This is a genomic window from Bradyrhizobium sp. 35, assembly GCF_023073215.1.
GTDB lineage: Bacteria > Pseudomonadota > Alphaproteobacteria > Rhizobiales > Xanthobacteraceae > Bradyrhizobium > Bradyrhizobium canariense_D.
In genome coordinates, this window is sequence record NZ_JADPJC010000110.1 from 55,793 (window position 1) to 69,086 (window position 13,294).

Genomic DNA, 13,294 nt, shown 5'->3' on the forward strand with positions numbered 1-13,294 from the left:
CGACTTGGAATTCGTGAGCAGGATTTTCCTATGGTCGATGTAAGAAAGCGAACGCGTCAGTGGCAGAAAAATCTCGAAAAGGCAAAGCGGCCTGAGGACCGCGAGCATCAGTACCCACCGGTGGAAGCGACGACCGTACCTCGTCACCATCAAATATCGGCGGAGGTAGCGGCCCGCATCAATGTCGAGATCGCAAATTACAATCGCCATCGAAATGCGCTGTCGCTTTGGAACGCTCTCGCAATCTGCCTGGAGAACAAGATTCCCGTTCCGGACGAGCTGAGCGAATTCTTCCTGAATATCTCGCGGAAGCTGATCGGCTTCGCCCGTGACGGCGAGAAGCAAGCAAGTCGTGCCATCTCGAACCTTGTGTTGGACGCAAGTGGTCAAGACGGCGGGCCCGGCAAGTTTCGGTCCTTTCAAAACATCGAGAAGGAACGCGCGATCGTGCACAGGACTGGAGAAATCGTCCTTCAGCGGATCGCCGGTAAGCTCCCGGCGCTGAAGTCGCTGGAAGCCATCTATGAGAGCGTAGCGTCGGAGTTCAGCGTCGAGCCCGAGCACGTCAAGAGGCTATTCCGGCTGTATGAAGCGGACGCCGGCAGCCTCGGCTTTCGGGAGTTGTTCAAGGCCGCCACCAGCCCGCCCCAAATGTTTGACTCAGGTCTCGACACAACCCAGGCTAATTTCGATGACGATATTCAGCCTGGAGATCGGTCAGATTGAATTTTGTAAACCGTCAGCTTGAAAGAAGGGGAAGCGCTCGCGCCGCCGTCGATTCGCGCATCTATCTGAATCTATTGATATTTCCAACGTAACGTTGCCCGCACCCTGGAACTAGCCGAGTTTGACGCTCGTCTCCGGGAGCCACCAACCAGACCAGCCTCGCCGCCAATCCCCTGGGTCCGAACTCCAGCTCGACTTCAAGAGCTCCATCTCCAGGTGAAGGCTTTCGCGGCGCGCATCGTCCGCTCCTGGAAGCAGCGCGGCCAGCCTGGCGAGAGCAATGTGGCGACGCTCCCGTTCCGCCTTGCGCGCTTCGTACTCTGGCAACTCCCATCCGGTATCGACCGCCTGCCAAGCACCATCGCTCAGCGCGGAGAGGCAACCCATGCCGCTCTCGTCGTTCCGCTTGGCCCCACCTGTCAGCGAGGCCGACATGCCGCGAGCCTGCACATTCGACATGCGACGAATCTGCGCGCGCCACCGCAGCGGAATCTTCAGCAGATCGACCAGAGGGGAGACGGTGCCCAGACCTGAGCGGGCGGTGAACCTCGGGTCAAGGCTGCGACTCAACGCGCGGACGCCCTGCCAATGAAAGCGCACTCGATCTTCTTCCGACATTCCAGGTCGGCAAGCGATCTGAACCTTGAGATGGCATGTCCGGGAAATCCTTGGCACAAACTTCGCGCGAAGCCACGCCAGCGCCCCCGGGACGTGTTCATCGGGAACGGACAGAAGAACTCGCGTTCTCTGTCGCGTCTCGTCCTCTAGTTCGTGACGGTACATCCAATGCAGAACTGGCGATGACGAGCCGCACCAGTCTTTGAGGCGCATGCCGAGCTCGTGGGTGAGCTTGGACACGAGTTGAGCATTCCCTTCTGGATTGATCCGAGCCGATCCCGAGCGGCTGATGGTCAGCCGAAGATTGAAAAGGACGCCGTATCGTTGCGGCAGGAGCGACGCCGCCTGCCAATGAGGGCGAATCTCGGCCCAGGAAAGAAACGCCCGGTCCCCTGAAGACGATCCGAACGATCGCACGCGCAGGACCGATTTAGCGGCTTCGGCCCGCGGCTTTCCGACCTGTGCTCGGATCGGCGACACCGGGTTGAACAGCCGGTTTAACCTGCCCAGGATCATGGCGAGGCTATGATCCGTGACCTTCGCGTTCGAAGTCAGCGCGTCAATGATACTTTCCCAATACGCCTCCAGCTCGCATCCGGACGCGGCGGCGCGCGCAGCGAACGCCGCGACCAACTGCTCCTGGGTTTCCGCGCCGATGTTGCGCATAAGAGGATCTTCGCGACGCAGACGCCGGCACCCATTAAAATACTGGAACACGAAAAACTGGTACAGGAAACCAAGCTTGCGTTCGGGCGTATCGGGCCATTCCTCGACCTCCCTCAATTGCCTCTCCAGATCGCCGGCCATCAGGGCTCGCGCGAACGCCGTCAGCCGGTCCTCAAAGTTGAGATTGAGCGCAAGACGCACATGAGCGCCGTCGATGGGACCGAATTGGGAGGTCTTTTCCACTTCGCGTTCGCGCAGCATTTCGCGGGGGCCGCCGGACCCCGCCTTGAAAATGAGACGAAAGCCCTCCGGATCGTACGGCAGGCCCTCGCGGTCGCAAACACCTGCAAGCAGCCTAAAAGACTCGGCCTCGTTCAACGCACTGAGTTCAAAACTGGAAAGCCTGCTGCGCAGAGCCCCGGAAATCAGGTTCAATCGATAGGTCAGGAGAATGAAGCTAGCCCACTCCGGCGGCGCCTCCAGAATGCGCAACAATGCGTCCGAAGCCCGACGGGAAAGATTATGCACTTCATCGAGCATCAGCACACGGCGAGGTGCAAGGAAAGGGGCCACGTTGGCCATTTCGAGCAGTTCCTTGACCTCATCAACGGTTGAATGCTCGCCACATTCCAGCGCGTGGAAGCTGGGTACATTGCGCGGGTTCTCGCCGAATTCCTGGCATTGATCGCACACACCGCATGCCTCGCCATCAACCGGGCTGCCGCACAGCAGGGCCTTCGCATAGATCAATCCGGACGTCGTTTTGCCGGTGCCGACGGGTCCGGCAACAAGCACCGATCGCCCGGCGCGCGAGCGAATTTGCTCCCGCATCCAAATCCCCAGGGAATCCTGCCCCACGATTTCGGAGAACCGCCGAGGACGATATTTATTCGCGAGATCAGTCACTTGAATTCCACTAGACGGGCTTGCCAACTTCCGATCACAGCAAGCATTGAGCCATCGATCGAGGGCCTGAGCCGCACCAGCTCAGGCCCCATCCAAAACCTGAGGCGCGGACTAGAAAGACGGGTTTCCACCCGCATCCACCTTCGTGGTGCCTTCCCGGAGTCTTCCTTATGCTTCAAGAACAAGTTCTCGTCCCCGCGACCGTCAGGAAATTCGTCATCCACAGCGACCAGCTGAAATCGGCGGCGCGGGCGATCAGCCTGCCTAGCCGGTCAAGCGGAACGATCACGATGATGCTCTCGTCCAGCGAGTTGCGGCTTGGCGAATCCACCCCGGACAACGGCTTCTCGGTCGCCACGGCGGTCGATCTCGTGCGTTCGAATCTTGCCGAGGACGAGATCGTCGGCTTTGAATTTCCGAAGCAGCTCCTGGCCTCCTTAGGCCATCACTACAACTGCGAACTGTCTTTCGAGCTGGACAAAGAGCAGGATGCACTGGCGTGGCGAGGATCGGGGCGATCGTTCCACATGACGGCGCCAGTTCGATTTTTCGAAGCGAAAAGCCGCGCCGAAGAACCTCGACATCTCGCACAGGTGGACGCCCGAGTGCTCTACCACGCAATCGGCTATGCCGCGTTGCTGATCGAGAACCGGACTGCCGGCACGCAAGCCTTTGACGGGCTCCAGATCAGCGGCGGCAGGGCGAGGAGTGGCTATCTGGGCGGCGTCTCGCTGTACCGGTCCACCGGCCTACCCGACGCCCTGAGTTTCGTCTTGCCGAAGCGGAACGTTAACAACGCCCGCGCTGCGATCGGCAAAATGCAGGGTGCGGTCGTGGTTGCTGAGACCGATGATGCGGTGTTCATCAAATCCGGCAGCACCGAACTGTCCTGGATCAAGACCGGCCGGTGCCGTCCATTCGATGGCATCTTCGATACTGCCATGGCTGCAACGTTCGACGTGGCGGTCGCCGAGGCGCTGGACAGCACGACTATCGCCAGGATCGCCTCCGACCGAGGTCGAGTCGTCTTGGAGACATCCGACTCCAATCACGTGCTCTCGCTTCTGTCGATCTCGCCGACATCCCGATACGATGTCGCGTTCAAGGGTGCCTTGCGCGAGTGCAGCCTTGCCCCGGGCTCGAAACTTGAGCTCAACATCAACCTCGCCGACCTGCACCGCGTGTTGCTCAGCATCCGAACCCTGGACGCGGAGATCTCGATCACCAAACATCTTCTGATCGTTAAATCCGCGTGCGCTGACTACGTCGAGACCTCCGCGCTCGCCGCCCTTCACTGATGCATCTAATGGCCTCCGCCGATCGCGGCGGGGGCCGCCCTAAACGGCCGCAAGATTTTTCATTTGTTACTTTGACGGCTGATTCAGCCCTGAAATCATCGAACCTATTCGCTCGATTAGCTCGGCGGCTGCCATCGCTCCACCCGCACCGTGCGCGTGGATTTCAGATTCTGCCGGAACCGCACGCGAGCCGCGCTTAGACGGCAAACATAGCAGCCCCCCATGGGCCCCGCTCTCGCGGTTAATCAGGCCGAGGAGAACAAGCGGTGAAACCGTCGAAAGGCATCGACATAAGCAATCGACGCAAGTTGAATGCAGGAGTGGGCTCCGCTGACTCGCGACCCACAGCAGTTGCGCGATTGATGGATGTGTTGCGCACCAGCCCCGCCAGATGAAGCGGCGCGTAAAGGCCGACCGGCTGACCCCGGCCTACCCGTAACAGGGTGCGCTTATCCAAAGACTGACCGACGGCGTGGCTCCGGGTTTCGGACACCCCCTCGACAGCAGCTTCGCCCTCGCAGGCGAAGCTGTGCCCTTCAGGCACAGAACCTCCCTCCGACGCCCACCAGGTTTCGGCGACACGCCCTCACACCCAAGCCCCCGGACACCCTAATCCCCACCCCACCATCCAGAAGCTCACATTATCCCTGCTGCGGTCCCCTATATATTTTAACATCAAGCAGAGGGACATTCGGTGATCGTGGGCCATAATCATCAGGCGTTGGAAAGGCGCATCAGCACGGTGCTGCTCAGTGGGACGGCATACCCTCGCGAAGCGCAATTCCTGCAAAAGCTGTCGATGCAGATTCTTCGACACGGACAGAATGCACGACTATCCGACCGACAGGGCGCCTGGCTGCTCGCAATTCTACGACGTTGTGAAGCAGACACCGGTTCCAAGCCACCTCTCGCGCCGCGACGACGACAACAGACCAAACCGAAGGCTAAGAGTGAAGACTCTGTCTTGATGCGAGCCAGTATAGAGCCTCTAGAACTTATGCGGCATTCTGATCAGCATTTCGAAACGGTCGAAGCTTGTGAACATGGCAACGACAATGCAGCGCCAGCGACGTCTTCAACGCCACCGGCAATGATGATCGAGGCCACAACACCGACCGAAGGGCCTGCTGCGATGGCCCAAACTGATTTCGGGAGCATCCTTGCTCGTATCGTTCAGAAGAATCATCTGCTTCGCCAGCGCCGGGAACGAATAGGAAGGTCACCTCGCCCGTCCGCACATATCCCGAACAAGGCATAGCCCGGTTCGGCACGCCGGTACTTCTCTGGGCTGAGCTCGCCCTACTCGTTCGGGTAACTGGGCATCCATACCGTCGATGGACGTCAACTTCATCGCTCTCTCTCCGAATCTCTGTCGCCATCACGGCTACAACCAAAAAAGAGAGACACATTGAGCAACACAAACCCAGCGGCCGCGCCGCATTCATCGGGCGTCGACACCAAACGATCAAAATTCGTCCAACTCTGCCGCACACCCTGGATCCCTGAGCGACTTCTTCGCGAATACGGAGGGCGGTGCAGCTACGATTCAAAATTTCGCCGCGCTGCGCGAATCCTACAGATCATCTGGATGCGCCACCACAACATCCCCAGCGCCATTCCCGATGGCGAACGGAATACGCACCTCGGCTCGCATCTCAGCGCAGAAGCTGCCGACGCCGGCCTCAACTTCCTCAGCCCGGCCATCCACCTCCTCGCTGTCCGAGAAATGCTCCTTCGCGAGGAAAATGCCGCGTACGATGAAGACCGTCTGGTTGGAAATGCACTGAGCTCTCAGCCGCTGGTCTTCAACGCTTTCGGCCCACTGGCCCTCGACCTCAAGCTGGCCACCAAGGTTTTTCGCCAACTGCTCCCCTCCTTCGTCCAGATGGTCGACAAGGTCACGTTCGAGCATTCTCCAGGCAGGCGTGTGGGCCGCGCCGAGCACGACGACCGCTGGCTCGCAGATCGGTCTGCCGTAGATGTGGCCCTGCACGTCAGAACCCCTGAGGGTGAGTCTGGCATCATTTACTGCGAGATTAAGTACAGTGAGGACCAGACCGGGCCCGCGGCTCGCTGGCGCGACCGCTATGACCAGGCGCTGAAACAAGTCCGCCTATACAAGGACCCGAGCAGCCGATTGCTCCGCTCCGTCGAGCTAGAGCAGCTAACCCGTGAGCACGCCCTCAGCCAACTTGCCGTCGATAACGGCGTGACGCCCAGAGCGATGTTCATCGCGATCGGTCCGCGGCTCAACCGCCGAGTCCAAGCCGCGTTCCAGGTCTACGCCAACGAGCTTCTCCCTCTCGACGAAAGCGATCGTTCACGAGTGGCTTTCCGGCATTTCACGTTGGAAGCCTTCATTGATGCCATCGACGTCGCCGGCGACCAGGATACTGCGGACCGGCTGTGGCAGCGTTACTGCAATTTCCAACGCGTTTATGATGCTGCGCTTTCATTGCTTGCACCGAAGGCGCAGCCCCTCGCTCCTACTGGTGGTTCGTCCGACGAAGATCAGCTTCATCGCAAGCAGGACAGCAAACCCAGCTCTCGACGACGCTCATCAGCGACAGCGAAGTCAGACCAATCCGCCGCTGCACCGGAAGCGAACCGCAATGGCCAATGAAGATCTCCTTTCGTTGACCGATCGGGTTCAGCTGCTCGTCAATGCTATAGCGGATAGCACCGACCACTGGCCGGTGGCAAAAATCTACACACCGGATGGCGCGGCAACCTGGCTCATCAGCGAAGTTGACCCTGACGATCCCGACCGCTTGTTCGGTCTCTGCGACCTGGGCCTCGGGTTTCCCGAGCTTGGATATGTTTCGCTGGCCGAGATCTCGGCGCTCAAAGGCCCGCTCGGGCTTTCGGTGGAGCGCGACCGGCACTTCGTGGCGGACAAGCCTCTCTCGGCATATGCCGACGAAGCCCGGTTGCAGGGCCGGATCGTCGCATAGGTTCGCGACCGTCGGTACTCAAGGAGGTTCAAGGAGCTCTCAACGAGCTCCATGAACAAAAATGGATGCCCGATGCGTAAGAAGTACATAGCCGTAGTCAGTGGGATCATCAGCACACTATCAGCTTGCGACGCTTATCCGAACTGCTGCGCTGGCACCCCCGTCTCAGCAATAATTTCGGCGCAACGTCCGTAGGATAAGCCCCTATTTGGGCGTCCATCTTTCGAAGAGCGCGGCATTCGGCGCCCCTGCAGGCTGCGTGCCGGTTCGGCCAACGCGCGGGCGGGCGCGTTGCGAGAAGGCGGACGCGAACAACTGTCTAGGGCTAGGACGTCGTCTCGGCGGCAACGTAGGCAAAGAATTGCAACTCCGCCGCGTCCAGCGCTGACAGCAAGTCCGCTCCGGCGGCTTCGGCATCAGTGCGAGCGAATTGCAGACGCTGCCGGTGATCGGCGTTGGCAACCCCGCGATGCGCAGCGATCAGAAGGCCTAATCGCGCATCGGCAAAGTTGGCGGCGGCTTGTTCAGGGCTCATCGCGAATCGCTCACGCTCGCCGCAATGGTAGCACGATGATGATCTTTTGGGCGGACGAACAAATCGAACAGGGCGGCCCGTCACTGGACGGCCCCGTCTACCCTACACAAGCGCCTTAATGATCGCGGCGATGCCCAACAGACAGGCTGCGACGTTCACGGGTGACGATCCTGATGGATCGTCTGTTTAGTCTCATGAGATGCTGCCAGCTAGGTGTGGAGCCCTCATCAGGTTGTGAGCGCACCAACTAAGAGCCGATTCGCTGGGCAGTGTCACTACGGCTCTTTGCCTGGCGCCAGAACCTCGCTCGAAACTGTCCGAGGTAGTAGAAGGACTACCCGGAGGGGCGGGCAGTGGGGGACCGTATGCGCCGATACAGCGACATTTTTCCTTTAGTTCTTTTCGGCGGGCTCATGGGTCTCCTGGGCATTGGAAAATCCATCTATGAAGACGCCGCGAAAGCTTGGGTCCTAGGTCGATTCTCGCAATGGGGATACGGCACCGAAGCGGCTAACGTAATGAGCGGGTTCGTCCAGCTTACGCCCGCTCTCGGTGGCGCCGCTGTCATCATCTGGTTTTTGCATTCGTACATCAGGCGACAATTTGAATCTGCCCACCTTGCGTTCGATCGTAAATTGCAAATTCCCGCTGGTGATTATGGACACTACCAAGCGTACCTCGTAGTGGTGAATACGAGTCCGACTGAAAAGCTGCTCAACTGTCGATGCGAGATTGTCGAATTGCGAGATGACGAAGGCGAATTGATTGAGACGCACATCGGACTCAGAACAAAGAACCAAGCGGACAAGAGCACCCAAGGACGCTTCAATCTCGATCAAGGTGCCGAAAAGGAAGTTCCGCTTTTCGACATTGATCAGTCTAACGACGATGGCTTAGGCGTAATCAACGCTGATGGTCGGGAGATAACTCTTCCTCACGGCATCTACACGGCAAAGATACATGGCTACGGCGACCGGGGGATTGCGGACGAACTCGTCGTCAGACTGAACACCAGCAATTGCGAATTCATTATCTGCCCCGACACATTGAGGGCCGGCTCAAAGGCGCCGCGTAGCGGCGTCAGCGTCGCGGCTCCAACGCGGAATCTGCGAGGGTGAGTCGCGCCTGAACAAATCGAGTCCATCCCGAACGAGTCCGCGCACTCAGGTGATCCCCCGTAATACCACATTTGGGCGAAACAGGCGCGCAATTAGGAGGGCTACCCCACATATGGTATACGGAACTCACGAGTCGGGGGTGGGGACGATTCGGCGTGCCTAAATGCGTTCTGTGAACATACGGAGTCCGCAATGGCGACAGAGCCGAAACAGTATACTAAACTCAGCGATGCTGAGCTCCGCGATCGACAACTAGAGATTGAGGACCCGCACGACCAGCCGAACGTTGTGAACCGCATTCCGGAGGGCGTTTCGCCCGTTCGGATTTTGAATGTGTACCGGTTCGCGAAGTACCCCGCGGAAAAGGCGTATTGCTCAAAATGCGAAGCCCGGCGGCATCGCGACGGCTTTACCGTCGAAATGGATGACGGTTCTGCCGCCATTCTCGGCAGTAAGTGCGGTGCCGATCTGTGGGGTCAGTCGTGGCATGACGTAGCGGCTGAATTCGATATCGAAGTGGAGCGCGCCGGGATCATCATTGGCTTCAGCCGAATCCTGCCCGAACTGAAGTTGGTGATCACCGCGTTAGGGAAGTGGCGACCAACAATCCGGGCCGTTGCAAAGAATCAGCGTCAATTTCAATCGGTAATGCCGGAGACGTTCCGGCGGCTGCGCAACGCCGCCGTTCGCGCTGACCACGCCTTGATGATTCATCAGCAAGTGCGCGACTTCGTCGCAGAAGCGGCGTTTGAACGTCGTTACGGCAAGGAGCCTGATTATCCGATCTATGTAATGCACGAGCGCAAAGTCCATGAGCTTCAGGGCTGCGCGTTCTTCGAGCACCTAAACATTGAAGTTCTGTACGATCTTGCCTTGCAAGATTTGGCCGCGGCCATCGAGGTCGGCTCAGACACGCAGATGCACAGCCAACATAAGTTGCGCATGCACCGCGCGAAGCTCGGCGACGCTATGGAGCGGCTCGAGCGAGTGGCTTCCGCAGTGAGAGCAGTTCAGATTTTCTACTCTTCCGACAACCTCGTCCGTGTCGCGCGTTGGATTGAGCGCGACACGCCCGGTCAGGAATTCCAAGTGAGGGACCATGCGCTGACCGACCTCCGCAGTGGACGCTCGGTGAGAATGCCTCAAGATTATCGGACCATCGACATTGAGCCGGCCCGCCGTCTGAAGAAATTGGGCCAAGGTCGCTGATGCCTATCACGCGTACGTTGAATGCGCTTCCATTCAACGATCTTGGCCCGGCGCGGCGGCGCTTAGCCAGGTCGAGCGCAATGGACCTTTGTAGAACGTTGCTGGGTCAAGGCGCATCGCAAGCGCCAACCGCCGAGGGTAGTCTTCCAAGTCCTTCTCGATAATTTTTCCTCGGCTCGCTCGCCCAATGGTGCAAAAAAATGACGACGTGAACGTGTGAAAAGCGACTATATTTTTTACCCCCACCCACTGACCTGCACCCACCTCCCCCTTCCCTTCCCTTCCCTTCCCCGCCCTTACCGTCTGCCTAGCTTGGAAGGTTGAGCAATCCTGCGCTGCTGAGGACCGCATTGGGCGACGTTCGAAGCAGGCAAAGAATCGGCGCGGTAACTCGCGCTGTCGCATGCGACTGCCTGCGCGCAACATCTCGATGCCTCGCTCGAATCCCGAGAGAACAGGCACCCTGCCAGGAAGCCATGACCTATCCGAAGATCATCAATCCGCGTGCATGGCATGGAAAGAGACTGACCGGGGATTGGTTGGTGACGTTGAAAGTGGACGGCGTCCGGGCTATCTGGTGCGACAAGCGAGGCTGGCTTAGCCGGGCCGAGAAGGAGCTTCATAACATTCCGGCATGGCGCGAGGGCCAACCTCGCGACTGCGAGGTCTTCGTCAATACCTTCCGCAACACGATCAGAGCCACTCGGACCAGGTGTCGCAAGGTAGATACGCCGTCAATCGCCCAAGAGCACCTCTACGGCCTCGCCCCTCTCGACCAGCGCCTTCGTTTGGGTTGCCTTACCAACCCCAGCCCGGCAGAAATTCGTGCCCAACTCCAACGCGCCAACGAGCTTGAGTGCGAGGGTCTCGTTCTTCGTCAGGCCGAGCAGTGGATCAAAGTGAAGCCGGCGGAGACGCACGACGTCGCCATCACCGGATACGCTGAAGGCAGGGGCAAGCACCGCGGCCGATTGGGCTTCGTCACAACGACTAGGGGTGCCGTGGGTGCCGGCTTCACAGATCTAGAGCGGGAACTCTTATGGGCAGAGGCTAAGGCTCAGATATTGGTCGGCCAAGTGATTGAAGTAAGCTGCATGCAGTTCACGCCTAATGGCCAATTCCGTCATCCGGTTTTCGTCCGCCTACGCCCTGACAAGACTACCGCTTTGTGCTGTAGCCCTCTTCAGACTGGACGTCATTAAGCTCTTCCCACCCCATAAACGTAGACGCTCGCAACATTCTTTCGCGTCGATTGAAGCAGGCATCAAGCTTCGTGCGAATCTCCCCAGAGCAGCGGCTAGGGGTACCGTCACGTGAGGGGCTTTTGAAAACGGGGCGTAGCCCGCGGAAACCGCAATGTGCGAAGCTCAAGGAGCCCCGAAAGGGGCTCTTTTCTTTCCTGCCTCAACGGAAGCAGTCAGCGCTTGTTCAGCTTCCGTACGACCTCGGCCGGGTCGAAACCCAAGATGCGGGCCAACTCTATGAGTTCGACTACATCGATCCGGCGTTGGCCGGACTCCAGGTGCGTAATCCAACTCTGATAGACACCGAGCTTCTTGGCGAGGTCCACTTGGCGAAGACCAGCATCCTTCCTGAACTCGACCAGCATGGCTGCGAGCTTCTTCTGAATCGGTGACGTGACCGTCTTTGGCATCCAGCCTCCCGGAGGGGGCTAGAGACATAAACCGACTTTTCAGATACCGATAAAATCGGTATTGGAGGCGCAACTAGCCGAAGATTTGGCTGAATCCCAGCCATCCAACCTTACATCCTGAGGAAGCGAATGAACAATCGAATGGGAGATTGGTGGCCTTGGTGCCTACTGGTCGTAGGCGCCGTACTGCTCTGGATCCTTGGCTACGGCGCGCAAGACAGGACCCCGATCATCATCACGGCCGCGCTCATCACCACGGCGGGCGGCTACCTCGTCTTGGCCGAGCGACAGAAGCGCAAATAAAAGCCAACAAACGCCTGCATCACAAATCAGGGCTGCCAGAATGACTATTTCCGCCGAACTACCCGTCCAAGACCCGACGCCAACCAACGACCGAGGCTACGCTTTGGCTGTCTATGGTCTCTACGCCTTAGGCTTCTTCACCGTCATCACGACCATCATCGGCCTGATCATCGCCCACGTAAAATCGACCACCGCCAGCGAAATGTGGCGCAGCCACTTCCAGTTCCAAATCCGCACTTTCTGGATCGGACTACTCTACTTCATCATCGGCTTCGCCCTCCTCTATTTCTTCATCGGCGCCTTCGTCATATTGTGGTGGACGATTTGGACCCTCGTCCGCATCATCAAGGGCGCAATCCTGCTCCACGATCAACGCCCGATTGCTGCGCCAACCTCCTGGCTGTTTGGATAGTTGCAACGGCGATGCGCAGCGATAGTGGCATCGCCTGCAATATCGAAGCTTCCCACCGTCGGATTTGAATTGAGCAAGACTTACGCAATCGGTGACGTGCACGGGTGCCTAGACCAGCTGCAGCGCCTTGTTGAGCTCTGCGAGCGGGACGCTGGCGAAGGACGATCTAAACTTGTCCTCCTGGGAGACTATATTGATCGGGGGCCCGACAGCCGCGGGGTCATCGAATTCCTCATGGATCTCCAGAAATGGTCGCCGGACGAGATCATCTGCCTGCGCGGCAATCATGAAGACCTGCTACTTGCAGCGCTGGAAGGCGAAGACGCGCAACTCAAATGGCGTCAGAATGGAGCTCAAGCTACTCTAGATAGCTACAAAGCAAAGACCCCAAGAGACATTCCTCTCAAGTATATAGACTGGATTCGTTCGCTCCCCCTCTTCCATGACGACGGAATGAGATTCTTCGTCCACGCCGGTGTGCACCCCGACAAGCCGCTAGATCTGCAACGGCGACGCGATCTCCTTTGGATCCGAGAACCATTCCTCTCAAGTGACAAGAATTTCGGGCGGCTGATCGTGCACGGACACACGCCGATCTCCACCGGTACTCCAGATCACCGTACCAATAGGCTCAATATCGATACGGGCGCCGTTTATGGCCGCGCTCTCACGTCGGCGATTTTTTCTGGTGGTATGACAGCCCCGGTGGGGTTTCTTTCAACAAGTCCAATTGGCGACAGATAAGCGAACAAAGTCTGCCTGCAGCAGAACGCCTCCTCCATTTTGTTCGAGGAAACCGTCCTTACGAACCGCGCGTTCCTTTGAGTCCCTTGAAAGAGCTCCCGCGAAGCAGTCCTTCAGAGGTGATGTCCCGACATTCGATCTCGGCGAAGAA

General features: G+C 58.5%; 14 protein-coding genes. 11 read left to right on the forward strand and 3 right to left on the reverse strand.

The features are described 5' to 3' along the window. Positions 1-30: 30 nt before the first annotated feature. A complete protein-coding gene (locus tag IVB36_RS22880) occupies positions 31-726 on the forward strand; it encodes a hypothetical protein (protein ID WP_247393044.1) in 696 nt (231 codons plus the stop codon). A 111-nt stretch (positions 727-837) separates the two neighbouring features. Here IVB36_RS22880 and IVB36_RS22885 read toward each other — a convergent pair whose 3' ends face one another. After that, complete coding sequence (locus IVB36_RS22885) at positions 838-2,916, reverse strand: AAA family ATPase (protein WP_247393045.1); 2,079 nt, start codon at positions 2,914-2,916, stop codon at positions 838-840. 170 nt (positions 2,917-3,086) lie between these two features. Between IVB36_RS22885 and IVB36_RS22890 the strand changes: the two genes are divergently transcribed. The 4 genes from IVB36_RS22890 to IVB36_RS22905 all read left to right on the forward strand — a co-directional run bounded on the left by IVB36_RS22890 (position 3,087) and on the right by IVB36_RS22905 (position 7,168). Then, positions 3,087-4,214 carry a hypothetical protein gene (locus tag IVB36_RS22890; protein ID WP_247393046.1) on the forward strand — a complete coding sequence of 376 codons (1,128 nt, stop codon included), beginning with the start codon at positions 3,087-3,089 and terminating at the stop codon, positions 4,212-4,214. 694 nt (positions 4,215-4,908) lie between these two features. Then, positions 4,909-5,472: a hypothetical protein gene (locus tag IVB36_RS22895; protein WP_247393047.1), complete on the forward strand. Its 564-nt coding sequence runs from the start codon at positions 4,909-4,911 to the stop codon at positions 5,470-5,472. 150 nt (positions 5,473-5,622) lie between these two features. Then, a complete protein-coding gene (locus tag IVB36_RS22900) occupies positions 5,623-6,837 on the forward strand; it encodes a hypothetical protein (protein WP_247393048.1) in 1,215 nt (404 codons plus the stop codon). Continuing rightward, positions 6,827-7,168: a DUF2958 domain-containing protein gene (locus IVB36_RS22905; protein WP_247393049.1), complete on the forward strand. Its 342-nt coding sequence runs from the start codon at positions 6,827-6,829 to the stop codon at positions 7,166-7,168. The genes IVB36_RS22900 and IVB36_RS22905 overlap by 11 nt, the downstream gene beginning before the upstream one ends. A gap of 325 nt (positions 7,169-7,493) precedes the next feature. Here IVB36_RS22905 and IVB36_RS22910 read toward each other — a convergent pair whose 3' ends face one another. Then, positions 7,494-7,703 (reverse strand): hypothetical protein, encoded by a 210-nt coding sequence (locus tag IVB36_RS22910; protein WP_247393050.1) that lies wholly within the window; start codon positions 7,701-7,703, stop codon positions 7,494-7,496. 365 nt (positions 7,704-8,068) lie between these two features. Here IVB36_RS22910 and IVB36_RS22915 point away from each other — a divergent pair, with 365 nt between their 5' ends. From IVB36_RS22915 to IVB36_RS22925, 3 genes are all read left to right on the forward strand, one after another. Next, a complete protein-coding gene (locus IVB36_RS22915) occupies positions 8,069-8,821 on the forward strand; it encodes a hypothetical protein (protein ID WP_247393051.1) in 753 nt (250 codons plus the stop codon). A gap of 192 nt (positions 8,822-9,013) precedes the next feature. Continuing rightward, on the forward strand, positions 9,014-10,030 hold the full coding sequence (locus IVB36_RS22920) for a hypothetical protein (RefSeq protein WP_247393052.1): 1,017 nt from the start codon (positions 9,014-9,016) through the stop codon (positions 10,028-10,030). A gap of 476 nt (positions 10,031-10,506) precedes the next feature. Continuing rightward, positions 10,507-11,232 carry a hypothetical protein gene (locus tag IVB36_RS22925; RefSeq protein WP_247393053.1) on the forward strand — a complete coding sequence of 242 codons (726 nt, stop codon included), beginning with the start codon at positions 10,507-10,509 and terminating at the stop codon, positions 11,230-11,232. Positions 11,233-11,447: 215 nt separating this feature from the next. Here the strand turns inward: IVB36_RS22925 and IVB36_RS22930 are convergent, their stop codons facing one another. Then, the gene (locus IVB36_RS22930) at positions 11,448-11,684 is read right to left on the reverse strand and encodes a helix-turn-helix transcriptional regulator (RefSeq protein WP_247393054.1); all 237 of its coding nucleotides are present in this window, start codon (positions 11,682-11,684) and stop codon (positions 11,448-11,450) included. Positions 11,685-11,813: 129 nt separating this feature from the next. Here IVB36_RS22930 and IVB36_RS22935 point away from each other — a divergent pair, with 129 nt between their 5' ends. From IVB36_RS22935 to IVB36_RS22945, 3 genes are read left to right on the forward strand one after another with little or no spacing between them, the layout of a single operon-like run. Then, positions 11,814-11,987 (forward strand): hypothetical protein, encoded by a 174-nt coding sequence (locus tag IVB36_RS22935; protein WP_247393061.1) that lies wholly within the window; start codon positions 11,814-11,816, stop codon positions 11,985-11,987. 40 nt (positions 11,988-12,027) lie between these two features. After that, a complete protein-coding gene (locus IVB36_RS22940; protein ID WP_247393063.1) occupies positions 12,028-12,399 on the forward strand; it encodes a hypothetical protein in 372 nt (123 codons plus the stop codon). A 24-nt stretch (positions 12,400-12,423) separates the two neighbouring features. Beyond that, positions 12,424-13,143: a metallophosphoesterase family protein gene (locus IVB36_RS22945; RefSeq protein ID WP_346731059.1), complete on the forward strand. Its 720-nt coding sequence runs from the start codon at positions 12,424-12,426 to the stop codon at positions 13,141-13,143. The last annotated feature ends 151 nt before the right edge of the window (positions 13,144-13,294 follow it).

What these genes read in the sequence shown, in the direction of transcription:
- IVB36_RS22880 (WP_247393044.1), top strand. Translation starts at nt 31, where the DNA reads ATGGTCGATGTAAGAAAGCGAACGCGTCAGTGGCAGAAAAATCTCGAA.
- IVB36_RS22890 (WP_247393046.1), top strand. Translation starts at nt 3,087, where the DNA reads ATGCTTCAAGAACAAGTTCTCGTCCCCGCGACCGTCAGGAAATTCGTC.
- IVB36_RS22905 (WP_247393049.1), top strand. Translation starts at nt 6,827, where the DNA reads ATGGCCAATGAAGATCTCCTTTCGTTGACCGATCGGGTTCAGCTGCTC.
- IVB36_RS22910 (WP_247393050.1), bottom strand. Translation starts at nt 7,703, where the DNA reads ATGAGCCCTGAACAAGCCGCCGCCAACTTTGCCGATGCGCGATTAGGC.
- IVB36_RS22915 (WP_247393051.1), top strand. Translation starts at nt 8,069, where the DNA reads ATGCGCCGATACAGCGACATTTTTCCTTTAGTTCTTTTCGGCGGGCTC.
- IVB36_RS22920 (WP_247393052.1), top strand. Translation starts at nt 9,014, where the DNA reads ATGGCGACAGAGCCGAAACAGTATACTAAACTCAGCGATGCTGAGCTC.
- IVB36_RS22925 (WP_247393053.1), top strand. Translation starts at nt 10,507, where the DNA reads ATGACCTATCCGAAGATCATCAATCCGCGTGCATGGCATGGAAAGAGA.
- IVB36_RS22930 (WP_247393054.1), bottom strand. Translation starts at nt 11,684, where the DNA reads ATGCCAAAGACGGTCACGTCACCGATTCAGAAGAAGCTCGCAGCCATG.
- IVB36_RS22935 (WP_247393061.1), top strand. Translation starts at nt 11,814, where the DNA reads ATGAACAATCGAATGGGAGATTGGTGGCCTTGGTGCCTACTGGTCGTA.
- IVB36_RS22940 (WP_247393063.1), top strand. Translation starts at nt 12,028, where the DNA reads ATGACTATTTCCGCCGAACTACCCGTCCAAGACCCGACGCCAACCAAC.